Origin of the sequence: uncultured Mailhella sp. (assembly GCF_905187505.1) — a bacterium.
Lineage (GTDB): Bacteria > Desulfobacterota > Desulfovibrionia > Desulfovibrionales > Desulfovibrionaceae > Mailhella.
Genome location: NZ_CAJJIC010000031.1, coordinates 1 through 23,724 on the forward strand (window position 1 = coordinate 1; position 23,724 = coordinate 23,724).

Sequence of the window (23,724 nt, forward strand, 5' to 3'; positions counted from 1 at the left end):
GGAAAGCGGGCCCTGGGGACGGCCGAGCTGGGCCTGCATGGTGGAGGAAGAGGCGGGCATGACGGGCCAGATGAGATAGGCCACCTTGTACATGTTTTCCAGAAGGGTGCGGATGACGGTGCCGAGGCGTTCGGTGTCGCCGTTCTTGGCAAGGGTCCAGGGGGCCTGTTCGTCCACGTACTTGTTCATGGCGCGAACGGCGGTCCACAGCGCGTCGAGGGCCTGCGAGAAGCGCAGCTCGCCGAAGAGCTGCACGAAGTTGGCGGCGGCGTTGTCCGTGGTTTCGGAAAGAATGTCGTCGGCCTCGAGCTGATTGCCGAGGGCGGGAATTTTGCTCTCGAAGTACTTGGCGTTCATGGAGAGCACGCGGCTGAACAGGTTGCCGAGGTCGTTGGCGAGGTCGGCGTTCACGCGGGTGATGATGGCTTCGGGCGAATAGGAGGCGTCCGAGCCGAAGTTCATCTCGCGCAGCAGGAAATAGCGGAAGGCGTCGAGGCCGAAGTGTTCGGCGGCCTTGAGCGGATCGACCACGTTGCCGAGCGACTTGGACATCTTGGTGTCCTTGACGAGCCAGTAGCCGTGCACGTTGAGGTGCTTGTAGAGCGGCAGGCCCGCGGCCATGAGCATGGTGGGCCAGAAGATGCCGTGGGGCTTCAGGATGTCCTTGGCCACCAGATGTTCGCCGGGCCAGTATTTTTTGTAGTTGCCGGACTCGTCGTTTTCATTGTCGGGCCAGCCGAGGGCCGTGATGTAGTTGGCGAGCGCGTCGAACCACACGTAGCTCACGTAGTTCTTGTCGAAGGGCAGCTCGATGCCCCAGGTGAGGCGGGACTTGGGACGGGAGATGCACAGGTCTTCCAGCACGCCGCCCTCGAGCATGGCGAGGGCTTCGTTGCGGTAGCGCTCGGGACGGATGAAGTCGGGATGATCGAGGATGTACTGGCGAAGCTGGTCCTGATACTTGGACATCTTGAAGAAGTAGTTCTTCTCGCTGATGTACTCGGGCTTGGTCAGATGCTGGGGGCAGAGACCGTTTTCCAGCTCCTTTTCGGTGTAGAAGCGCTCGCAGCCGTAGCAGTAGTGTCCGCCGTACTCGCCGAAGTAGATGTCGCCCTTGTCGTAGAGGCGCTGCAGAAGCACCTGCACGGCCTTCATGTGGTCGGGGTCGGTGGTGCGGATGAAGCCGTCGTTTTCAATGCCGAGCTTGGGCCAGAGGTTGCGGAACACGCTGGAAATGTCGTCCACGAAGGCCTGCGGCGTCACGCCGGCGGCGGTGGCGGCCTTGACTATCTTGTCGCCGTGTTCGTCGGTGCCGGTCTGCATTCTGGCGTCTTCACCGAGCATTTTGTGGAAGCGCTTGAGCGTGTCGGCCACGATGGTGGAATACGCGTGTCCCAGATGAGGGCGCGCGTTGACATAGTAGATGGGCGTGGTGATGTAGTAGCTTTTCACGACAACTCCTGCTGAAAGAGCGTTGATTCTTGGTCGTTCTCTGGAGCGGGAAGGCGTCCGGGCCGTTCGCTCCGCGGAAAAAAGACATGGAGGCGGGCGGAAGGTCAGGACTTTTCCTGCTCCGGCGCATTTTCGGGCGCGCTTTTCTGCTCGCGCGCCGGACGGGGGCGGCGGCTTCTGTCGTGCGATTCCTGATGGTGATGCGGGCGCTTGCGGCGGTGCGCCGCCTCTTCGGAATTCATCATGCTGGGCTCGTGGGACACGGGCGCGGCGGCCTCGTCCCCGGGATCGAGTTCGGCCAGATCGTCGTCCAGCGTTTCGGGCGCGGCGGAGACCACCATCATGCCTCCTGAGGCCTGCGTCTTCTGCTCCTTGGCGGAAGGGGAGGAGGGGCCTTCGGTGCGGGTGGGCTTGAGCGCCTGCCATTCTTCGAGGCTCATTTCCGTTTCCTGACCGCCGTCGGGCAGCACCACCACGGAGTTGCGGAACATGTTGCTGCGCAGCACCCTCATGGGGCCTTCGGTGGTCTGGTAGCGCTTGCCGAGTCTCGGACAGCTTCTGTGGAAGGCGTCGTAGTTTTCCTGCTCGTAGCTCAGGCAGCACAGAAGGCGTCCGCAGATGCCGGAAATCTTGGCGGGATTGAGAAAGAGGTTCTGTTCCTTGGCCATCTTGATGGTCACGGGAGCGAACTTGTGCAGGTAGCGGCGGCAGCAGCACACCATGCCGCAGTTGCCGAGGGCGCCGAGCATCTGGGTTTCGTGGCGCACGCCTATCTGACGCAGTTCTATGCGGGTGCGGTACTGGCGCACGAGGTCCTTCACGAGATCGCGGAAGTCGATGCGCGTGGGCGCGGTGAAGAAGAAGACCATCTTGCTGCGGTCGAAGAGAATTTCCACGTCCACGAGCTTCATGTCGAGTCTGCGTTCCGCAATGCAGCGGCGGCAGAACTGATAGGCTTCCCGGGAGAGCACGGCGTTGTCCTGCGCGGCCATCCGTTCTTCTTCGGTGGCGCGCCGGGCCGAGGGCATGGGAGCGGAGCCGGCCTCTTCCTGTTCTTCGTCGTCGGCGTTCTGGCTGCTCATGCTTTCCACGGCCACGTTGGCCGCCTTGAGCACGCGTTCCATGTCTTCCTGCCAGGGCCGCTGCCAGACCACCTGACCGCAGTTCAGGCCGCGTTCCGTCATGACCATGGCGCTGTCGCCCACGGCAAGGGGCGCGTCGTCGCCGGTGTCGTGCAGGCAGGCGAGCACCTGTCCGTAGCGGCTGAAGCGTATGCCTATCGTCTGTTTCATAAGCGCGAGAAAATTTTTGAGGATGAAAAAAGGCGGGCCTGGCCCGCTGGGAATCTTTCGGAAGATATCCTTCCGGGAAAACACTTGTCAATGCCCGAACGACCGGGGCAGGGCCGTTTTCGGACGCGGAAGCGTGCTTTCGGCGCCGCCTGCCCGCCGGTCGCCTCTCCTGCGGGGCGGACCTGCGCCGGGAGAGACCGGGCGCGAAAAAGGCGGCAAGGAGCAATCCTTGCCGCCTTTCGGAAAAGGGGTCAGTTCTTGTCGCCGGACGGCTCGGCGGGAGATGTGACGCTCACCTCGTGCGTGATGGTCGTCTCCCCGTGCGCGGGCACCTCCAGTCGCCATTCGTAGCAGGCGCGCTCCTCGTTGAACTCGGCCGCGGGACGGCTCTTCGCCCTTGCGCTCATGGAGGCGTCGCGCAGAATGGGAGCGGCGCTTTCCGCACGCACGTCCACGGTGCGGTCGTGCCCGTTCGCAATGTCCGTTCTCCAGCGCCACTGTCTGGTCTTGCCCGAGGTTCGTGCGTCCTCATCCTTCGCGGTCAGTTCATGCGTCTTCACGGTCACGAGCTGATCCACGCCGAAGAAGAGATCCTTCCGGCCGGGGGCCATTCGGAAGAAGCCGCGCGCGTTTTCCGTGCCGTTCACGAGAAACAGCGCCTGTCCCGAGGGAAGAAGCGGCACGTTCTCCGACAGAAGTGACGCCGTGACGTACGCCCGCGTGTCCTGAAGCGGCCGCACGAGACGGCAGAACACGGCCGGGAACTCATGAACGGCGACAGGGCGCGTGATCTTCCCTTCGGCGGGGATGTCCATGCGTCCGAGAAGCCAGCGAAGACCCGTGGCGTGGTCCTGCACCGCCGGGGCTTTTGCGTCCGCGCTCCTTGCGGCCATGAGATTGGCCTGGCGCATGACGGGCCTCTCTCCGCCTTCGGTCCACACCGGCAGTTCGGGCGGTTCCACGCTGTGCAGGTCTTCGGCGGAGGCGAGCGTCACGTCCACGTCCGTCCAGTCCGCGCCGCTGTCCTGACGCATGACGGCGTTCATGAGCACGCGCACCTTCCCCGTCTCCTCCTCGGCCGTCACGCGGTACGACGGCTGCCAGGATGCTCCGGGCAGAAAATACGTCCAGCGCGCCGTCACGGGACCCTTGCCGTCGATGACGAGGCTGCATTCCTGCACGGCGGCGTTGTGCCTGCCGAGCGTTTCCATGCGGGCTTCGAGCCTCCGCACGTCTTTTTCCAGCGTCCTTTCGCGCGCGCTGAGTTCCGTTTCCCTCTGCGCCAGCCCGGCAAGGCGTGTCCGGGTTTCCTCGGCCTGCGCCTTCAGCGCCTGCCGGTCGCCGGGCAGGGGAGAAACGGGCGGATCGGCCCAGAAGAGGCGCTCGGCGGCCACGCTTTCGCGCTCGGCGGCCACGCGGGAGAGCTCCGCGCGCAGGGACTCCATTTCGCCTTCAAGCGTCTCCATGGCCGGGGAGGGCGTGCCTCGGGTCTTGAGGCGCGATTCCAGCACGACGCCGGAGGAAAGAGAAACGGAAAGGCTCTCCGCATCCGCGCCCGCCGGCAGGGTGAGAACCACGCCGGCTTCCGGCCTTACGGTCTCCTCTTCCGTGACGAGCGCTCCTGACGGGTACAGGGTGACGGAAACGGGCCTCGCCTGCGCGGGCAGGACGGAGGCCAGAAACAGCGCCGCAGAAAGAAGGAGACGGAGTTTCATGATCAGTCCTCGCTTTGAATGGCCTTCAGGAAGTCGCGGCGCTTCTGCCGTTCTTCCACAAGAAACGCGCCGGTGATGGACGCGGGATTTTGCATGATTTCCTCGGGCGTGCCGGAAGCGATGATGGTGCCGCCGTTTTCGCCGCCGCCGGGACCGAGATCCAGAATGTGGTCGGCGGAAAGAATGACGTCGGTGTTGTGCTCGATGACCACCACCGTGGCTCCGCGATCCACAAGACGGTGCAGCACGCTGATGAGCTTGCCCACTTCGTGCATGTGCAGGCCGGTCGTGGGTTCGTCGAGAATGTAGAGGGTGCGGGGCAGGGATTTCTTGCCGAGCTCGCGGGAAATCTTGATGCGCTGAGCCTCGCCGCCGGAAAGCGTGGTGGCCGCCTGACCGAGGCGTATGTAGCCGAGCCCCACGTCTTCGAGCACGCCGAGCCTGCGCTCGAGCGCGGGATAGCTTGAGAAGAATTCCCGCGCCTCGCGCACGGTGAGATCGAGCACCTCGGAGATGTTGAGGTCCTTGTAGCGCACTTCCAGCGTCTCTCTGTTGAAGCGGCGGCCCTTGCACACGTCGCAGGTCACGAAGATGTCGGGCAGAAAGTGCATTTCCACGCGTATCTGGCCGTCGCCCTTGCAGGTCTCGCAGCGGCCGCCCGACACGTTGAAGCTGAAGCGGCTCGCGGTGTAGCCGCGCTTCTTCGCGTCCGGGGTCATGGCGAAGATCTTGCGTATGTCGTCGAACACCTTGGTGTAGGTGGCCGGGTTGGATCGCGGCGTGCGTCCGATGGGCGTCTGGTCGATGGAGACGATGCGTTCTATCTGGTCGAGTCCTTCCATGGCCTTCATGGGGCCGGGCTGCTCGGTGCGCAGGCCGCAGTGCCGCGCCACGCGGCGGTAGAGCGTGTCGATGACGAGCGAGCTCTTGCCCGACCCCGACACGCCGGTCACGCAGGTGAGAACGCCCAGGGGAATGGCGCAGTCGATGTTCTTGAGGTTGTTGGTGGTTACGCCGCGCATGGTGAGGAACTTGTCGGACGTTCTTCGGCTTTCCGGCACGGGAATGGTGAGGTCGCCGCGCAGGTAGCGCGCGGTGAGGGTGTCGGAATTTCTGATGAGTTCCTTCACCGTGCCTGCAAACACGAGTTCGCCGCCCTGCGAGCCGGAGCCCGGGCCCATTTCGAGCACGGTGTCGGCCTCGCAGATGGTGGCTTCGTCGTGTTCCACCACGAGCACGGTGTTGCCGCGCTTCTGCAGGCTGCGCAGGGTGCGTATGAGCCGTTCGTTGTCGCGCGGATGCAGGCCGATGGAAGGCTCGTCGAGCACGTAGGTCACGCCCACAAGACCCGAGCCGAGCTGGGAGGCGAGGCGTATGCGCTGGGCCTCGCCGCCGGAGAGCGTGACCATGGAGCGGCCGAGCGTGAGGTATTCGAGACCCACGTTCACCATGAAGCCGAGACGGAAGGTGAGTTCCTTGATGAGCGGCTCGGCGATGAGGGCGTGGCGTCCCGTGAAGGAGAGTCCCTTCACCCATTCGAGGGCGCGCTCGATGGAAAGGTTGCAGAACTCCTCGATGTTGAGGCCGTTCACGCGCACGGAAAGGGCTTCTTTGCGAAGGCGCGTGCCGTGGCAGGTGGGGCATTCCACCTCGTAGCTGTAGCGGCTCAGAATGTCGCTCCAGGCGTCGCCCCGCTTCATGCGCTGTTCAAGAAGGTACATGACGCCCGGCCAGTGCGAGGTGGAAAGCGTCTCCTCGCCCTCGTCGCGGTTGAGGCTCGTGCCGCCCATGAAGTTGCGCCGCAGGCTCCCCGTGCGGGTGATGCCGCCTGCCTCGCCGTTGAAGAGCGCCTTTCGGGCCTTGTCGGAAAAATCCCTGAGCGGCGTGTCCATGGTGAAGCCCTGCCTCTCGCCGAGGGCTTCGAGCGCCTTGCCGATCTTGGCCATGAAGTAGGGAGAGGAGAAGGGGGCGAGGGCGCCCTTTCGGAGCGAGAGCGATTCGTCCGGCGCGATGAGCCCTTCGTCGAAGGCCACCACCGTGCCTATGCCGAGGCACTGGGGACACGCGCCCTGAGGGCTGTTGAAGGAAAAGAGCTGCGGCGAGGGAATGGGCGCGCTCACATGGCACTTCGGGCACACCGATTCCGTGGAGTGCACGATGTCGGGCTTTCCCGGCACGCTCACGATGACGCGGCCCTTGCCGTAGCGCAGCGCAAGTTCCACGGAGTCGGCCAGCCGGGTGCGCATGTCGTCCTTGATGACGAGGCGGTCCACCACGAGATCGATGCTGTGCTTCTTGTTCTTGTCGAGGGCGGGCACTTCGTCGAGATTATATATCTGCGCCTCCTCGCCGAGCGTGGCGACGCGCACGCGCACGAAGCCTTCGGCGCGCAGCTTCTTGAACCGGTCGGCGTGCGTGCCCTTCTGCAGCTCCACGAGGGGCGCCATGAGCATGATGCGCTCGCCTTCGGGCATGTTCATGATGTCGGCAATGATTTCATCCGAGGCGCGGGCCTCGATGGGCGCGCCGCAGTGCGGACAGTACACCTTGCCGAGCCTGGCGAAGAACACGCGCAGAAAGTCGTACACCTCCGTCACCGTGCCCACGGTGGAGCGGGGGTTGTGCGCGGTGGTCTGCTGCTCCAGGGAGATGGCTGGAGAGAGGCCTTCTATCTTGTCGACGAGGGGCTTGTCCATCTTGGGCAGAAACATTCTTGCGTAGGTGGAAAGCGATTCCACGTAGCGGCGCTGACCTTCGGCGTACACGATGTCGAAGGCGAGCGTGGACTTGCCCGAGCCCGAGGGGCCGCACACCACCACGAGCTGGTCGCGCGGGATGTCCACGCTGACGTTCTTGAGATTGTGCTGACGGGCCCCTTCGATGTGAATGCAGGGGCCCTGGATCTTCTTGGGGGTCATGGTTGTCCTTGTTGTTATTGAGGGGCGGACTGCGCCCGGAAAAAAGCGTCGGATCAGCGCCGGCCCTTTTTCAGAATCGTGACGCGGCGCACCACGTTTTCATAATAGGGATCGTGTTCGTCGATGGCAACGGAGCGTTTGCCGCGATTTTTCATGCGCATGAGGATGACGTCGAGCTTCTGCATCTGACGCACTTTTTCCGCGCCTTCCTCGCAGTGTTCGAGCAGGTCGAGAATGGTGTTTACTTCCTTGCGGTCTGCGATTTCCGGCGGCAGATAGCCCGCGTTCTTGAGCACCTTGTAAGCCATGCGCAGTTCGCCCGGCACGGCGTTGTCGTCTTCGAGCTCAAGCGGCTTTCCTTCGCCGGGCAGATGGTCGAAGGCGCCTTCCTTCTGGGCCGCCTGAATGCGGCGTTCTGCCTGAAATGCCATGAAATGCAGGAAATTTTCCGCCATGCTTCCTCCCTTGCGACACGTTTTTCCTATACCCCGGAGCGGGGGCTTTTTCAACGTCCGGGGCGGTCACGGGAGGGCGGGGGAGCCTTGCCGTCGTTGCGGCGCAGGGCTGAGCAGGGCGGGCTTGCCGACCGGCATGCGGCGGGAGGGAATGCTGCCGGAGAAAAGCGAGGCGGCGGCCCCTGAAATGAGGGAAGGGACCGCCGCCGGGAAGGAGAGGAGAGGGGAAACGGGAGAGAAAGCGGGATGCCGTCGCCGGCCGCCGGGCTCTACCGGGAGAGATAGCGCCGGTAGTCGATGCCGTATTTCTTCATCTTGTAGTAGAAGATGCGGTAGGTGATGTCGATGTCTCGCGCGGCCTGATGAATGTTGCCGTGGCTGCGCACGAGGGCTTCTTCCAGACGCTTCTTTTCGAGCTGTCCGACTTCTTCGTGAAATCCCATGGGGTGACGGGCCGTGTCGCGGGGGGCGTCGTCCATGTCCATGGGACGCATGGCCTGAGGCAGATGGCAGGGGCAGACGAGATCGTCTTCGCACAGCAGCACGGCGCGTTCCATGGCGTTCTGCAGTTCGCGCACGTTGCCGGGCCAGTGCCAGGCGAGCAGGGCGTCGGCGGCCTGCGGGGAAAGACGTCTTGCCGGACGTCCGTAGCTGCGGGAGAAAAGATGCAGAAAATGTTCCGCAAGGGGCAGGATGTCGTCCTTTCTTTCGCGAAGCGGCGGCAGAAAGAGCGGGAACACGTTGATGCGGTAGTAGAGATCCTCGCGGAAGAGGCCCTTTTCCACCAGCTTTTCCAGAGGCTGATGCGTGGCGCATATGAGCCTTACGTCCACCTTGACGGGGCGTTCGCTGCCGAGCCGCACGATTTCGCGTTCCTGTATGGCTCGCAGCACCTTGGCCTGCGCGGGCAGGGAAAGGTCGCCGATTTCGTCGAGGAAGAGGGTGCCCGTGTCGGCCTGCTCGAACACGCCGCGCCGTGCCTGCTGAGCGCCGGTGAAGGCGCCCTTCTGCCAGCCGAACAGCTCGCCTTCCACAAGGTCGGCGGGAAGCGCGGCGCAGTTGAGACGTATGAACGGGCGGGATGCGCGCGTGCTGCACTGATGGATGGCGGAGGCCATGAGTTCCTTGCCCGAACCCGATTCGCCGCGCAGAAGCACGGTGGTCTGGCTCGGCGCCACCTGCGCCACGTGGTGGAGCACGTGGTTCATGGATTTTGAGAGCACCACGATGGAGGGCATGGCCTGGAGCACGGAAGGCAGGGGCCTGTCGTCCTGATGCGTGTAGTGCGTGGCCTGACGCACCATGTCTTCCTGAAGGCAGGCCACCTGATGTCCCACGAGAGAGGCCACGACCTCAAGCACGCGGCAGCGCAGCTCCAGCACTTCGTGGTCGGCCATGGGGGTATCCACGCTGAGCGTGCCCACGGTCATGCGGCCGGACTCCGGTTCGCCGGAACGCTTCTGCGTGGTGACGGGCACGCATATGAAGGCGAGCGTGCGCAGCTGTTCGTCGCTGCGTTCAAAGAGCCGGTTCAGAAAATCGGGGTGATCCTTCATGCAGTCCACGATGATGGGCCTGCCGGAAGCGAACACCTGACCGGTTATGCCTTTGCCCGGCGCGTAGGTGAGGTGAGGAACCGAGGTCTGTCCTTCGGCCATGGACAGATGCAGACTGCCGTTTTCCGGATTCTGAACCACGATGTGGGGGCGTTCGAAGGGCATGTCGGCGGCAAGGACGCCGAGCACGCGGTGCAGCACTTCCCGGAAGGGAAGCCCCGGTTCAAGGCAATGCACGATGTGGCGCAGGCAGTCGAGATAGGGCTCGAACGAGGAGGGAGAGAAGTCGGGGTCGGACATGGGATTGATCCGTGGGGCGTCTGCCGCCCGTGAAAGAAGTTGCCGGCAGGAAAAAACGCCTGCCGGGGGGCCGGACGCGGAGGCCGCTCCCGCGTCCGGCCGTGAGCCGATGCGTCAGCTCCTGACGTCTGCAAGCACGCGCTCGAGTCGTTCGAGCGCGGCCTTGGTGAGAGAAGGCGTGTTGAAGGCCGTGAGACGCACGTAGCCTTCGCCGCTGGCGCCGAAGCCGACGCCGGGGGTGCAGACCACGGCGGCTTTTTCGAGCAGAAGGTCGAAGAAGGACCACGAGTCCATGCCGCCGGGCGTTCTGAGCCACACGTAGGGGGAATGCACGCCGCCGAAGGCTTCAAGGCCGAGTTTTTCGCAGGTTTTCAGCATCATGTCCGCGTTGCCCTGATAGATGGCGAGAACTTCCTTCATCTGGGTTCTGGCCGGTTCCATGAACGCGGCTTCGGCGGCTCTCTGCACGATGTAGGGACAGCCGTTGTACTTGGTGCACTGACGGCGCAGCCACATGTCGTGCAGATGAAGCACGGTGCCGTCGGCGGCTCTGGCCGTGAGCTTTTTGGGCACCACGGCGTAGCCGCAGCGAAGTCCGGTGAAGCCCGCCGTCTTGGACAGGGAGCGGAACTCCACGGCCACTTCGTCCGCGCCGGGGATCTCGTAGATGCTGCGCGGAATGGACTCGTCGCGGATGAAGGCCTCGTAGGCTGCGTCGAACATGATGAGCGAGTCGTTTTCGCGGGCGTAGTTCACCCACTTTTCCAGCTCCGCGCGGTCCAGCACCGTGCCGGTGGGGTTGTTGGGGCTGCAGAGGTACACCACGTCCACGCGCTTTTCGGGAAGCGCGGGATGGAAGTCGTTCTCCTTCGTGCAGGGCAGGTACACGATGGAGCTCCAGCGGCCGTTTTCATGCACGCCGCCGCGTCCCGCCATGGCGTTGGAATCCTCGTACACGGGATAGACGGGGTCGGTGAGGGCGATGACGGCGTCGCTGCCGAAAAGCTCCTGGAAGTTGCCTACGTCGCTTTTCGCGCCGTCGCTGATGAAGATCTCGTCGGCGTCGAGCGACACGCCGCGGGAGAGGTAGTCGTGTTTGAGAATGGCCTCGCGGAGGAAGGCGTAGCCCTGTTCCGGGCCGTAGCCGCGGAAGGTTTCGGCGCGGCCCATTTCGTCCACGGCCTTGTGCAGGGCTTCGATGACGGCGGGAACGAGAGGCTGGGACACGTCGCCTATGCCGAGGCTGATGACGTCGGCCCCGGGATGATGTTCCTTGTAGACGCGGACCCTGCGCGCGACTTCGCTGAACAGGTAGTTGCCGGAAAGTCCCGCGTAGGCGCTGTTGATGCTGCGCATTATGTTCTCCAGTTGTCCGGCCGGGCCGGATGACGGTTGCTGTGGAAGGGGGGTCAGGCCGAAAGGGAAGGCACGGGGAAGGTCATTTCCTTGTTCTTCTGCATGGTCCACACGCCGCAGGGGCACACGCCCGCGCACACGCCGCAGCCTATGCAGCGTTCGGGGTCGGACACGTAGGCGAAGTGGCCGTCGATCTCCACGCGGGAAATGGCCTTTTCGGGGCAGGATTGCAGGCACATGCCGCAGTCGCGGCAGGAGCCGCAGCTCACGCAGCGGTAGTAGTCCTCGACCGGGGAGGGAAGCTCTTGCTTGTGCACGCGGGAGAAGTACTCGAGGCTGAGGCGTGAGGAGGCCGCGTCGCGCGTGTCGGCTTCACGCAGGGGGCGGCCCGTCATGTAGGCGTGGGCCGCCTCGGCCGCGCGGGCGCCGGAACCGATGGCCGAAACCAGAAGGCCGGGCTTCACCACGTCGCCGGCGGCGAACACGCCGGGCAGAATGCTCATGTTTTCGTCCGGCACCACCCAGCTTCCGCGGAAGGTGCGCACGCCCTCGGGCAGAAAGTCGATTTCCGGCTCGTCGCCGATGGTGATGATGACCATGTCGCCGGGAATGAGACGACCCTTGTCGTCCCAGATGCCCTCTTCCGTGATCCTGCTGGTCATGAAGGGCCACACGAGCTTTCCGCCCAGAGATTCGATGTGGGCGATTTCCTTTTCAAAGGCGGCGGGCTTCTGCACGTCCACGCACGTCACGTGTTCCGCGCCCTCGGCATAGGCGCCGGCCGCGGCGTCCATGCCCGCGTTGCCGCAGCCTATGACGATGACGTTTCTGCCCGTGACGGGGTGCTCGCCCTTGTTCACGGCCTTGAGATAGTCGATGCCGCCAATGATGCGTTCCTTGCCGGGCCAGTTGAACATTCTGGCTCTGGTTCCGCCCACGGCCACGATGACCGCGTCGTTTTCCTCACGCAGGGAGGCGAACTTTTCGCCGTCCACGCGGCAGGAGGTCACGAAGGAAACGCCCATCTTTTCGATGCGGGCGATTTCCGAGGTGAGAAGATCGTGATTCAGGCGTTCGCGGGGAATGACCTGCTCGATCTTGCCGCCCACCACGGAGTCGGCTTCGTACACGGTGACGTCGTGTCCCTTGCGGGCAAGCTGCCAGGCGGCGGAAAGACCGGCCACGCCGGAGCCCACCACGGCCACCTTCTTTCCGGTGCGCACGGCGGGCTTTTCCACGGTGAGGGCGGCGGACTCAAGGCCGAGGGGGCCTATCTGAACGGGCGAGTCGATGCGGCATCCGCGGGTGCAGGCGTCCATGCAGGGATTGGGGCACACGCTGCCGCACACCGAGCCGGGGAAGGGCGAGTAGTCGAGCACGAGGCGGAGCGCCTCTTCCGTGCGGCCTTCGCGCAGAAGGTTGTAGCGCTTCTGCGTGGGAATGTGGGCCGGGCAGGCGTGTTCGCAGGGCGCGGCCGTGGCGGCGTTGTCCCACACGGGCACGCGCAGGCGGAAGTCGCCGCGTTCCACAAGGCCGTTCACCCGGAAGTCGTCCTTCACCACGTCGCTGAATATGCCGCCCTTCACCCAGTGTTCGGCACGGTAGGCGGCAAGGGGCATGCGGGTCTTCTTGTGCTCGCTGCCCTTCAGGGGCAGCAGCTTGCGCCACTCGGCCCAGTTGCTGAGCGCGGCAAGGGCGTCCTCGCGCTTCACCGCGGCAAGGAAGGCCTTGAGACCGTCGGCAAGGAAGGCGACGTCGCTTTCGTCAAGCTCATGCACGGCCACGTCGTTTTCGGCGTAGGAACCGGGGTCGCCGCGGAAGTAGACCACGCCGCCCACCATGCCCACGCAGGCGCGCTCGCCGAGCACGGAAGCTCCTGCGGGCGTGTCGAGGCCGCAGACAACCATCTTGCCGCCGCCCATGAATTCGCAGGGGAAGGAGCCTGTTCCGTCGAGAATCCACAGTTCGGGCTCGGGGTAGAGGGGGTCGTGCTTCATGAGGGAGCCGGAACGGGTGCCCGCACGGCCGCCTATGTATATGACGCCGGAAGCGGCGCAGTGGCCTGCGGTGTCGCCGGCATCGCCTCTTACGGTGATGCGCGCGCCGGAGTTCAGCCAGCCCACGTCGGCGGGGGCGGAACCGTCCACCACGATTTCGGTGTTGTCGAGGCCCATGCAGCCCACGCGTTGACCGGGGTTGGTCACATGGAAGTGCAGGGTGCGGCCTTCGGCGTTCCACAGCGGACCGCCGATGTCGTGCTGACCGGACGCATGGATCTCGAACTGCGTTTCGCCCCGGGCCACGGCTTCGCCGATGGCCATCAGCAGATCCTGCGTGGACATGCGTTCGTGCTGAACGAGAGTATCTATGGAAAACATTGCGTTGCCTTTTTGGGATGAGGTTCCGGGTGAATGGCCGGGATGCGCCTTTGGCGCAGCATCAGCAGGCGTAGGCTATGCCGAGCTTTTCGGCCACGGCGTGATCGGTGGCCACAAGAGCGTCGGAGCGGCCCACGGGCAGGGAGCTGTTGCCTATGGGAGCCATGAGCTTGCGCAGTTCGCTGTCGAAGGCAAGCACATAGTCCACAATGGCCTGTGCCCCTCTGTCCACGTCGAGCCGCGCCACGAGGCGCGGATCCTGCGAACAGATGCCGTTGGGGCACAGACCCGTGGAACAGTTGTTGCAGCGGCCGTTCTCGTTGCCCACGCAGCCTAAGAGCTGGATGAGGAGCTTGCCGATGAACACGCCGTTGGCGCCGAGGCATATCATCTTGAAGGCGTCCGCGGCCGCGTTGCCGGTGAGGCCCACGCCGCCGCCGGCCCACAGGGGAATCTGACCCTGCAGACCCTGCCGCACGGCCGCGAGGTAGCAGTCGCGCAGCTTGGACACCACGGGATGACCGGTATGGTCGAGGGAAACCTCGTTGGCAGCGCCGGTGCCGCCCTGAATGCCGTCGATGAAGAATCCGCCGCAGATGCGGTAGGGGTCGCGCAGCAGGTTGTTGTACACGGACACGGACGTGGCCGAGGCCGCGCACTTGATGGCCACGGGAACCCGGAAGCCGAAGGCCGCATTGAGGGAGAGGTGCATCTTCTGCACGGATTCCTCAATGGAATAGAGACCCTGATGGTTCGGCGGGGAATGGAGGGTGGACTTGGGTACGCCGCGGATGGCCTGAATGTGCGGGGCCACCTTGGAGGCGGGCAGAAGGCCGCCGTCGCCGGGCTTGGCGCCCTGACCTATCTTGATGAGCACGCCCGCGGGATCCACCTTCATGCGGGGCAGCGCCTTGACGATGCGGTCCCAGCCGAAGTGGCCGGAGGCGATCTGAATGATGAAATACTTGAGCTTGTCGGACTCCATGAGCCGGACGGGCATGCCGCCTTCGCCGGAGCTCATGCGCACGGGCAGGCCGCATTCCTCGTTGAGGTAGGCGGCGGCCATGGCAATGGCTTCCCAGGCGCGGGTGGAGAGGGCGCCTATGGACATGTCGCTGAAGATGAGCGGATAGATCCAGTTCACGGGCGGGGTGTGACCGGTCTTCACGAGCTTGCCGTCGCGCACCTGCAGTTCCGTGGCGAGGTCGCGGGAGGGAAGCACGCGGCCCAGGGGAGCACGCATGTCGAAGGTATGGCGTTCGGAGTCGAGCGCAGGGTCGGTCATCTGGCTGATGCGGCCCACCACGATGGCGTCGAGGGTGCGCTGCGTGTTCAGGTTGGTGCGTCCGCCGCGGCGGATGGGGCCGTTCACGCGGGCGATGACGGGAATGCGCTGGTCGGGGTTGCGCTCGGGATGGATGGCGTCGTTGGGGCACACCTTGGCGCAGAAGCCGCAGCCCACGCAAAGATGGGCGAGGTCGGTCTTCTGACGGATGACCGGCCGGGCGAGATGCTTCTTTTCCGGATCGGGCCAGGGCTTTTCCGAGACCGTGAGATCCTGGCGCATCATGCGAACCTCAATGGCGTTCTGCATGCACTGAGCCACGCAGCTGCCGCACATGGTGCAGCGGGTGGGATCGTAGCGGATGATCCAGCGCAGATCGTCCGTGCAGTTGTCGAGAGCCTTTACTGTCTGCATATATGCACCCTCAGGTCGTTGTCGACGACGATGGTTTCCCTCTCGCCGGGGTAGATGTCTGTGGAAACGTCGCGGTCGGGCATGACGGCGTTGAGTCCGCACACTTCGGAGGATATGGCCAGCATGTCCTTGGTGCGGCCCACCACCACGGGACGCAGCTTCTTGGAGTCGCAGCAGGTCATCATGCGGCCGTCGGGAAGCATGGCGATGATGGCGTTCGGTCCGTTGATTTCAAGGTGGGCGAGCGTTTCGCGGATGATGCGCAGCACTTCGGCGTCCTCGCGCTTGTCGATTTCGGCAAAGGGCAGGGGCGTGATGACGTGCTTGTAGTATTCGATGGGCCACTTGAGCTCGTTGAGCACGTAGTGCAGGGTGTAGAGCAGGCACTGCGAGTCGGATTCAAAGCCGGTGTAGCCGCGATGCAGGGACTTCTGAAATTCCCTGTTCTTGGTGTAGAACGTGTTTTCGCCGTTGGCGCAGAGGGTGTAGCCCTGCAGGAAGAAGGGATGGGCGGCGTAGCGCACGATGTCGTAGTTGGTGTTCTGACGGCACTGGGTGACGATGTTCCTGGCAAGGAGCGGGCAGGAGTCGTCCCACAGGCGGAAGTAGGTGGCGATGTCCCGGGGATCGCCTATTTCCTTGAGGGTGAGCGTGTCGGGCCAGAAGGAGTATACGAATCCCTCGTCGTTCTTCTCCAGCATGGAGCGCAGGGCGAGACGGGTGTCGAGCAGAAGCGCGGCCTTTTCCTCGTCGCTGCTGTAGCGGTAGTGGGTGGGATAGTCGTAAACGCGGAAGAGGTAGCGTTCCATGGGGCGGATGTCCAGCCCGGGACGCGCGTCATACTTGGGGGTCCAGCTGAAAAGCAGGGAAAAATGATGTTCGGCCATGTAGTCGTCCACGGCGCGCATGCCCTCGCGGGAGCAGGCCGCGGAAAGCAGGGGCCTGTCCTTCCACTCGGCGAAGGGCCCGGCCAGATCCTGCATGACCATGGCAAAGCCGGAATTGTCGTGCCCTTCCTGCTGCGGAAGCATGAGCTCGAGCGCGCTGCGCGGCCCGATGGGCGTTAAGCTCTTTATCGACCCTATTCTGCACATGTTGTTGTCCTCAATGTCCCCGGCCGTTAGCTGGAACGATAACGGCCTGCGATGCGTATTTGTACTGCGCCATCCGCTTGAGAGGGGCAGACCTTCCTGTTCGGCCTGCCCCTTCGCGAAACGGCTCTTTTTCGGAGGCGGGAGCGGGCGGGAACCCGGAGGTTCCCGCACCTTGCCCGATCAATGTGTCCACATGAGCTCGGCGTAGCTGGGCATGGGCCAGTCGGAACTGGCCATGATGGATTCCAGCTTGTCGGCGAAGCCGCGGCATTCGTTCATGGCGGGGAGCACCTCGTCACGGGCGATGAAGGCGGCCTTTTCCGCTTCCGAGGCGTCGGCGAGCACCATGCGCTTTTCGTCGAGCTTGCGCAGGGCCAGCATGAGGCTTTCGGTGGCGGAGGCGAGAAGTTCCAGATAGGAGGTCTGGGCGGCGGGAACCTTGCCCATGGCCTCGCGGGTGCGGTTGACCATTTCGGCGGCAGCGCTCTGAGCCTTCATGGCGGCGGGCACGATGAGGGTGCGGCCCATGCGGCTCGCGGTGGCGGCCTCGATGCCTATGGTCTTGGCGTAGTTCTCGAACAGGATCTCCTGACGGGAGAGGCATTCGCGTTCGGTGAGAATGCCCTGACGGGAGAAGGTGGCGAGCACGTCGGGATCGCTGTAGTGTTCGAGGGCCTGCACGGTGTTGGCGTAGTTGGGCAGACCGCGCTTTGCGGCTTCCACGGGCCATTCTTCGGTGTAGCCGTTGCCGTTGAACACGATGGGGGCGTGTTCGGTGAACAGGTCGGTGAGCAGGCTCTGCACGGCGCTGTTCAGGTCCTTGCCGGCGGCGACGTCGGCTTCGAGACGGTCGGCGATCTCTTCAAGGGAGCAGGCCACGGCCGCGTTGATGGCGATGTTGGCCGGAGCGATGGACTGCGAGGAGCCCACGGCGCGGAATTCAAACTTGTTGCCCGTGAAGGCGAAGGGGCTCGTCCTGTTGCGGTCGGAGTAGTCGCAGGGCATGGGGGGCAGCACGTCCACGCCGATGTTCAGCGTGGGTCTGGCCTTCTTGGTGCAGGAACCGTCGCCCGTGAAGGAACGGACCACTTCGGCAAGCTGATCGCCGAGGTACACGGAAATGATGGCCGGCGGCGCTTCGTTGGCGCCGAGTCTGTGATCGTTGCCGGCGCCGATGGTGCCGAGGCGCAGCACGGCGGAGTGCTTGTGCACGGCGCGCAGCACGGCGGCGAGGAAGACGAGGAACTGAGCGTTGTCCTGCGGGGTGTCGCCGGGCTTGAGCAGGTTGTTGCCCTCGGAGTCGGAGAGCGACCAGTTGTTGTGCTTGCCCGAACCGTTCACGCCTTCGAAGGGCTTTTCGTGCAGCAGGCACATGAAGCCGTGGCGGGGCGCGATGTGGCGCATGAGGTTCATGACCAGCATGTTGTGATCGGTGGCGATGTTCACCTTCTCATAGAGAGGCGCAAGTTCGAACTGGGCGGGAGCCACCTCGTTGTGACGGGTCTGGGCGGGAATGCCGAGACGGTAGAGGGTGTGCTCGAGGTCTTCCATGAAGGCCATCACGCGGGAAGGAATGGCGCCGAAGTAGTGGTCCTCCATTTCCTGCCCCTTGGGGGTGGTGGCGCCGTAGAGGGTGCGGCCGGTCATGATGAGATCGGGACGCTTGGCGGCAAGGGTCTTGTCCACGAGGAAATATTCCTGTTCGGGGCCGACCTGGGCGTCGACGCGGGTGGCGCGGGTGTTGCCGAACAGACGCAGGATGCGCAGGGCCTGACGGGACACCGCGGACACGGAGCGCAGCAGCGGGACCTTGCGGTCGAGGGCTTCACCCGTGTAGGAATAGAACATGGTGGGCACGTGCAGGGTGTGGCCGATGAGGAACACCGGGGAGGTGGGGTCCCAGGCGGTGTAGCCGCGGGCCTCGAAGGTGGCGCGCAGGCCGCCGGAGGGGAAGCTCGAGGCATCCGGTTCGCCGGAGAGCAGGGTCTTGCCGGAGAAGCAGCTGATCATCTTGCCGTCCACGGGCTGCAGGAAGGCGTCGTGCTTTTCCGCGGTGAGCCCGGTGAGGGGATGGAACCAGTGGGTGTAGTGGGTGGCTCCGCGGGAGACGGCCCAGTCCTTCATGGCGTTGGCCACGGTGCCGGCAATGGCGGGATCGAGGCGGGTGCCGTTCAGAATGGTCTGCTCAAGGTTCACGTACACGTCGTGCGGCAGATGCCGGCACATGGTGTCGAGCGTGAACACGTCGCAGCCGAAATATTCGTCGTCATGCCTTGGCGTATTGGAACTTGACATATTTGTAAACTCCTTTGGGAAAGGCTTCTTGGCTTTTTCTGCAAGAGTTAAAGCAAGAAGCGTGCCAAATAGGAGTGTTTTTATATAACTATTAGAAATTAAATGAAATATTTTTTAATTTGATCTGGACGCACTCCATGAATGGGTATGTTTTCTACCTAAATGTAGAAAATGGGACATACATAAAATAGACAAAATTGTAATATTTTTCAGGAGTGTTCTACATTTATGAATTGCTTTCAAGAGGTTATCATAAAAAATGGAAAAAACTACATTTTAGTGGATTTTAAACGGGACTCCCTGACCGCTGCCCGGAAGAGCGGAGGCAAAAGAACGATTTTCTACATAAAGGTAGAAAATGTTCATGATCATGGGAGCGGAGAGTCTGCGGTCTCATTGTTTGAGACCCGTGTTCATGTCAGCGGCGTGTTTCGGCAGGAGCGAGGAGCTCGTGTTTTTTGAGCCGTCCGTCGGGCCGGTTCTGACGTCCGGCTCCCTCGCGTTCACGCCGGACTGTGCGGGAAAGATGGGAATGACGCGGCCGCGCGCCGCCATTGTCGTGAAAGGGCAGGAGGGGGCGGCATGAACAAAGAAGCCACATGGTTTCCCATGTGGCTCTTTGAGTTCATAGCAGCGACACGTCGATACTACATAATGGCATCACTTCGCGCCGATGGCTTCCTTATAGAGCTGCGGATACACGCGGCTGAAGAAGTGACCGGTGGAACGGCAGGCTGCGCCGAGCACGAGGTCGATGTGCTTGCCCTTGGCGCGACCGGCGAGGTTCTCGGTCTTGGCCTTGGCGTTTTCCACATGCCAGGCTTCCACGGTGTTGCCGTTCATCTTGTCGATGACGATGGTGAAGTAGCCTTCGGGGCCCACGTACTTGTTGTTCTTGGCGTCGAGCACGATGGGTTCCTTGTTTTCCAGGGCGATCTCATGGATGAAGGAACATTCCGCGCAGATTTCAGGACGGGTGATGAAGCGCTTGTCGGCCGCCCATTCTCCGCCGTTGGTCACGGTGATGACGTCGCTGTGGGCCATGAGGGCCACCTTGCCGTTCACGAACGCGCCGCCTTCGTTGCGGGGATTGATGTTCACAAGTTCCCTGCCGCTTTCAGACTGGGCGTACATGGCCTTGCACACCACGCGGGAGGCGGGGAACAGCTTCAGGGATTCGGCGTCGGCCTTGAGGGTCTTGGTCACGGTGCCCTGCTTGTCGGTGATCTTCACGGTGGCGGTGTCGGCGGTGATGTCGGTCACTTCCACGGTGGCGTTGCCGATCTTGATGGTGTCGCCCTTGCCGTACATGCCGATGACCGGATCATTGGGGGAGATGAGCGCCTTGGACGTGCTCACCGTGACGAATTCCTTGATCTTGGCTTCCGTGGCGGAGAGGCTGTCCATGTAGATCACGGAGCGGGAGTTCGTGGAAATGTCGTTGCCCACGAGGTAGGGACGGATGTCGGGCTGTTCCATGCAGGAGGTGGTGCCTTCCTTGAGGCCGGAACCGTTCTTGAGCAGCGAGCCGTCGGAAGCGGAAGGCTTCACGTTCGAGCCGCCGACCACGATGAAGGGGTTGCCGTAGTAGTTGCCCGTGGTCTTGATGAGCCAGAAATAGGCCATGTGGCCTCCGGCAATGCCGAAGGGATCGGGATCAATGGCCTTGAGTTCCCAGCCGCGGGTCTTTTCCTTGTTGCCGAAGATGATGTCGCCGGGCTTCATGGTGACGTTCTTCACCACGTCCTGCTGATACTCGTCGGTGATGAAGTGATACTTCTTGCCGGCAATGGTGAAGACATGGTCGTTGAAGGACCACCAGTTGCTGCAGCGGGAAGTGGTGTAGAGACCGGCGGCGGGAATGACGACCTTGCCGTCCTTGACATAGCTCTGACGGATGACGACGCCGTCGTCGACGGTCTTGCGCTTGCCGTCAAGCAGCTTGATTTTGTAGTTGTTGGTCATTCCCTGCAGCTTCATGACATACGCGCCGTCTGCTGCGGGGGATTTCATGACGGCGCTTTCTCCGTCGGCGGCAACGGCAACGCCGCTTACGGCAAGAACACAGGCCAGAGTCATTGCGGCTTTGGCGAAATAACGAGTCAGAGACATGAGTGCTCCTCAACGGGACTTGCCCGTCTGCTTGAAGACCGGTCCTGTGTCTCTGCCATGGCAGGAAAATTGTCGACGCTTTTTTGTAGCGGCTTGTTATATTTTTGTCAAATATACTACAAAAGAAATCTGCATTAAATTTTTGTGAAAAGGCCTGCGGCGCAGTCTTTTTTATGGTTATCCCGGTGGGGAATGGCGCGCATGGCGGCCGTCGACTTTCTTGCCTGCCCGCCGTTTTTTCCGTACCATGCCGGCATAAAAGAAGTTGAGGTGAGCCATGGCTGTACGCTGTCCGTGCTGCAGGAGTTTCGATGTGTGCAGGGATGACCGCTACCGTACGCTCGGCACGGCGGCCGGAGGCGTGGGCGGAGCCGCGGCCGGGGTGTCCGGCATAAGCGCGGGAGCCGCCGCCGGAGCGGCCATAGGCTCCGTGCTTCCGGGGCTCGGCACGGCCATAGGGGCCCTTGCGGGCGGCCTTGTGGGCGCCGTGACGGGCGCTGCCTCCGGGGCCGTCATGGGCAACAGGGCGGGGCACGCCATGGACAACAGGTACAACCGGCATCTCTACCGCTGCCGCAGGTGCGGCAAGCTTTTTGCCGCGTAGATTCTTGCCGTCGGCATGGCGGCCGCCCCAAAGAGAAGTCTACCCGTTGTCGCACACGGGGTTAAGCTCATAAACCATGTCTATGCCGTCATGAAGGGAGCCCGTCACGAGACAGCCGCTCTTCATGACGCGCGCCACCCGCTCGAAGAGGTCGAGATCATCCTCGTCGATGCCTACATCGGCCGTGATGGTGATTTTCAGCACTCTGCTCTGACCTTTTTCGTTATGGCCCACGTCCAGAGCTGCCGACAGGTCCAGACTGGTGTATCGAAGGGCTCGGGCTTCCATGGCCGCCGTGAGCGATGCGGCATAGCAGTACAGAGCGGCGGCACCGAGCAGCTGCTTTGCCGTGCCTCCGCGCTGTTCTTCCGGCACGTCGGTATTGTCGATCACGATGTTCTTCAGCGCTGCGCCTCCGGTTTCAATGATGCTGACGTCTCCTTTCTTGTGTAAGGAAATGGCAAGCTGCATGGTGTCCTCCTTGGTGACGGCAGATGGTTGAGGGAAGCCTGTCGGGGGTGCATGGCAGGTCGGACTGCGTAGCTTTCCGCGGCGACGGGAAAGCGTCATGCGCGTCCCACAGGCGGGCGAGTCGGGCTTACGAGCCCCGGTCGTTCCAGGTCTTTCTGTTTTTCCAGAGCGTTCCTCTGCTTATTTTCATGTGATCGGCTGCGGCGGTGCAGTTGCCTCCATGCATGCGCAGCATTTCCTGCATGATGAAGCTCTGCATCTGCGCCATGCTGCCTACGGGGACGCGAAGGATGTTTTCTTCGGAGACTTCTTCATTCGGGAATCGCTCCGCCCGGCTTTCTTCCACATATTCCCTGAGCAGCGCGGGCACGTCTTCGGAGGTGGAAGCCAGAAGACATACTCTTTCTATGACGTTTTCCAGCTCCCGTACGTTGCCGGGCCAGTCATAGCCTGCCAGAATTTCAAACGCCTCTTTGGAAAACGAGGCTATGGCGATATCGTATCGCTTCTGCGTTTTGACGATGAACTGTGAAACCAGCCCGGGCAGGTCGGGCAGCCTGTCGCGCAGCGGGGGAATTCTGAGACGCAGGATGTTCAGCCGGTAGAAGAGATCCCTTCGGAACTGTCCCTGCTGCACCAGAAGGTTCAGCGGCCGGTTGCAGGCGGCGATGATGCGTACGTCGACGGGGATGAGCTTCGTTCCGCCCATGTGCATGATTTTTTTTTCCTGCAGGGCGCGCAGCAGCTTTCCTTGAAGAACAAGCGGAAGCTCACTGATCTCGTCGAGAAAGAGGGTGCCGTTGTTCGCAAGCTCGAAAAGCCCCTGCTTTCCTCCTTTTCTTGCGCCGGTAAACGCACCTTCCTCGTAGCCGAAAAGTTCGCTTTCCAGCAGTTCGTTGTTCAGGGCTGCGCAGTTGACGGCCACAAAGGGACCTTTCTGACGCATGCTTTCGTTATGAACGGACTGCACCAGCACTTCCTTGCCCGTGCCGGTTTCTCCCTCTATGAGAATGGGAGCTTCCGTCTGACTGAAGCGTCGGGCACGCCGGATGCACTGTGAATAGCTGGAGGAACAGAACATGAGATCGCTGAATCTCCATGAGGCCACCATGCCGTCGTCCGACTTGTTTTCCCTGCCGGAGGTTCTGACCATGGCCGAGAATGGCCTGATGAAGGCGATGACCTCCTGCTTTGCCGGCGTGAGAGCGTATCTTTTCCGGCTGAGGAAAAAAGCGTTGCCGTTCACCCAGAACTGCTTCTGCCAGATGTCGGAACCGTCGCCCCATACGGAGCTGATGATTTTTGTGCCCCGGACGGAATACGTGTCCTGCGGGGCGACGCCGAGCAGATAACCGGCATAGTCGCTGACTTCCGTGCACTTGCCGTCGCTGTCGAAAAACAGCGTTCCCATCTGCGCCAGTTCTCCCATGCGTTCAAAGCGCTCGATGCGCTGCGCCTTCTTTTCCAGCAGGCCCTGAATGGAACATGCAATGCTCAGCGATTCGAGCGTGTTCTTGTCGTCGAGCTTGACGGGAACGAAGGGACAGTGAAACACGCTGGCCAGATATTCTATGCTCTGTCCGTGACCGACGAGAATCTTGCCGGAGAGCTCCTCCTCCGTGAGACTGTAAATGTCTTCCGAGGAAAAAAAGGAGAATTCCACATCCTTGAACAGGGCCATGACCTTGTTTAAAAAATGGATATCCCTGTTGAGATACTCCATCGCGAATATGGCGACGTGCTTTCCCATTTTTGTAGCTTCAAGTATGGCCTCCAGGTAGTCCTTGAATCGAATGTTGCAGGTAATGACAATGCCGTTATAGCTTTTCATTTCCTGGCTTTCTCTCAGGCCCGGAGTGCAAACGACGACATCATAATCTTCCAGTTTCAGACCGATGTTCTTGTTTACCAGCAGACCGAAGACGGAAACATCCACGGGATATTCGTATTTGCTGACGATGTCCCTGACCATATTGCAATGTTCCGGATTGCCGCCAAGAAAAAGTATGTTGTTCATAACCCACCGT

Annotated in this window: 15 protein-coding genes; 1 reads left to right on the forward strand and 14 read right to left on the reverse strand. The window is 62.3% G+C overall.

Going from position 1 to position 23,724, the window contains the following annotated elements; all coding sequences use genetic code 11:
• From metG to QZZ60_RS04855, 12 genes are all read right to left on the reverse strand, one after another.
• The coding region (gene metG / locus QZZ60_RS04800; protein WP_295638585.1) for a methionine--tRNA ligase at positions 1 to 1,452 on the reverse strand (1,452 nt) is incomplete at its 3' end.
• Between the two features lie 104 nt (positions 1,453 to 1,556).
• A complete protein-coding gene (locus QZZ60_RS04805; protein ID WP_295638588.1) occupies positions 1,557 to 2,744 on the reverse strand; it encodes a regulatory iron-sulfur-containing complex subunit RicT in 1,188 nt (395 codons plus the stop codon).
• Positions 2,745 to 2,995: 251 nt separating this feature from the next.
• Entirely contained in the window at positions 2,996 to 4,459 is a 1,464-nt protein-coding gene (locus QZZ60_RS04810; RefSeq protein ID WP_295638591.1) for a DUF4139 domain-containing protein, read from the reverse strand.
• Between the two features lie 2 nt (positions 4,460 to 4,461).
• Complete coding sequence (uvrA, locus tag QZZ60_RS04815; protein WP_295638594.1) at positions 4,462 to 7,377, reverse strand: excinuclease ABC subunit UvrA; 2,916 nt, start codon at positions 7,375 to 7,377, stop codon at positions 4,462 to 4,464.
• A gap of 53 nt (positions 7,378 to 7,430) precedes the next feature.
• Positions 7,431 to 7,832: a DnaJ family domain-containing protein gene (locus QZZ60_RS04820; protein ID WP_295638597.1), complete on the reverse strand. Its 402-nt coding sequence runs from the start codon at positions 7,830 to 7,832 to the stop codon at positions 7,431 to 7,433.
• Positions 7,833 to 8,101: 269 nt separating this feature from the next.
• Positions 8,102 to 9,688: a sigma-54-dependent Fis family transcriptional regulator gene (locus QZZ60_RS04825; protein ID WP_295638600.1), complete on the reverse strand. Its 1,587-nt coding sequence runs from the start codon at positions 9,686 to 9,688 to the stop codon at positions 8,102 to 8,104.
• A gap of 114 nt (positions 9,689 to 9,802) precedes the next feature.
• On the reverse strand, positions 9,803 to 11,044 hold the full coding sequence (locus QZZ60_RS04830; RefSeq protein ID WP_295638603.1) for an LL-diaminopimelate aminotransferase: 1,242 nt from the start codon (positions 11,042 to 11,044) through the stop codon (positions 9,803 to 9,805).
• Between the two features lie 53 nt (positions 11,045 to 11,097).
• On the reverse strand, positions 11,098 to 13,422 hold the full coding sequence (locus QZZ60_RS04835) for an FAD-dependent oxidoreductase (RefSeq protein WP_295638606.1): 2,325 nt from the start codon (positions 13,420 to 13,422) through the stop codon (positions 11,098 to 11,100).
• Between the two features lie 61 nt (positions 13,423 to 13,483).
• On the reverse strand, positions 13,484 to 15,121 hold the full coding sequence (locus QZZ60_RS04840; RefSeq protein WP_294445380.1) for a glutamate synthase-related protein: 1,638 nt from the start codon (positions 15,119 to 15,121) through the stop codon (positions 13,484 to 13,486).
• Entirely contained in the window at positions 15,109 to 16,215 is a 1,107-nt protein-coding gene (locus tag QZZ60_RS04845) for a glutamate synthase (RefSeq protein ID WP_295638610.1), read from the reverse strand. Before QZZ60_RS04845 ends, QZZ60_RS04840 begins: the two co-directional genes overlap by 13 nt.
• Before the next feature lie 180 nt (positions 16,216 to 16,395).
• Positions 16,396 to 18,510, reverse strand: coding sequence for a glutamine synthetase III (locus tag QZZ60_RS04850; protein WP_295638613.1), 2,115 nt, complete (start codon positions 18,508 to 18,510; stop codon positions 16,396 to 16,398).
• Between the two features lie 660 nt (positions 18,511 to 19,170).
• On the reverse strand, positions 19,171 to 20,622 hold the full coding sequence (locus QZZ60_RS04855) for a hypothetical protein (protein ID WP_295638616.1): 1,452 nt from the start codon (positions 20,620 to 20,622) through the stop codon (positions 19,171 to 19,173).
• Positions 20,623 to 20,935: 313 nt separating this feature from the next.
• Between QZZ60_RS04855 and QZZ60_RS04860 the strand changes: the two genes are divergently transcribed.
• The gene (locus tag QZZ60_RS04860; RefSeq protein WP_295638618.1) at positions 20,936 to 21,226 is read left to right on the forward strand and encodes a hypothetical protein; all 291 of its coding nucleotides are present in this window, start codon (positions 20,936 to 20,938) and stop codon (positions 21,224 to 21,226) included.
• Between the two features lie 39 nt (positions 21,227 to 21,265).
• Here QZZ60_RS04860 and QZZ60_RS04865 read toward each other — a convergent pair whose 3' ends face one another.
• Together QZZ60_RS04865 and QZZ60_RS04870 are read right to left on the reverse strand one after the other, a co-directional pair.
• Entirely contained in the window at positions 21,266 to 21,697 is a 432-nt protein-coding gene (locus QZZ60_RS04865) for an OsmC family protein (protein ID WP_295638620.1), read from the reverse strand.
• Between the two features lie 127 nt (positions 21,698 to 21,824).
• Positions 21,825 to 23,724, reverse strand: a 1,900-nt coding sequence (locus QZZ60_RS04870) for a sigma 54-interacting transcriptional regulator (protein WP_295638622.1), incomplete at its 5' end; no start/stop codon positions are given.

Bases quoted from the DNA above. Each gene is read 5' to 3' on its own strand.
- QZZ60_RS04850 (WP_295638613.1), bottom strand. From the start codon at position 18,510: ATGTCAAGTTCCAATACGCCAAGGCATGACGACGAATATTTCGGCTGC.
- QZZ60_RS04805 (WP_295638588.1), bottom strand. From the start codon at position 2,744: ATGAAACAGACGATAGGCATACGCTTCAGCCGCTACGGACAGGTGCTC.
- QZZ60_RS04825 (WP_295638600.1), bottom strand. From the start codon at position 9,688: ATGTCCGACCCCGACTTCTCTCCCTCCTCGTTCGAGCCCTATCTCGAC.
- QZZ60_RS04820 (WP_295638597.1), bottom strand. From the start codon at position 7,832: ATGGCGGAAAATTTCCTGCATTTCATGGCATTTCAGGCAGAACGCCGC.
- QZZ60_RS04845 (WP_295638610.1), bottom strand. From the start codon at position 16,215: ATGTGCAGAATAGGGTCGATAAAGAGCTTAACGCCCATCGGGCCGCGC.
- QZZ60_RS04830 (WP_295638603.1), bottom strand. From the start codon at position 11,044: ATGCGCAGCATCAACAGCGCCTACGCGGGACTTTCCGGCAACTACCTG.
- QZZ60_RS04840 (WP_294445380.1), bottom strand. From the start codon at position 15,121: ATGCAGACAGTAAAGGCTCTCGACAACTGCACGGACGATCTGCGCTGG.
- uvrA (WP_295638594.1), bottom strand. From the start codon at position 7,377: ATGACCCCCAAGAAGATCCAGGGCCCCTGCATTCACATCGAAGGGGCC.
- QZZ60_RS04810 (WP_295638591.1), bottom strand. From the start codon at position 4,459: ATGAAACTCCGTCTCCTTCTTTCTGCGGCGCTGTTTCTGGCCTCCGTC.
- QZZ60_RS04865 (WP_295638620.1), bottom strand. From the start codon at position 21,697: ATGCAGCTTGCCATTTCCTTACACAAGAAAGGAGACGTCAGCATCATT.
- QZZ60_RS04855 (WP_295638616.1), bottom strand. From the start codon at position 20,622: ATGTCTCTGACTCGTTATTTCGCCAAAGCCGCAATGACTCTGGCCTGT.
- QZZ60_RS04835 (WP_295638606.1), bottom strand. From the start codon at position 13,422: ATGTTTTCCATAGATACTCTCGTTCAGCACGAACGCATGTCCACGCAG.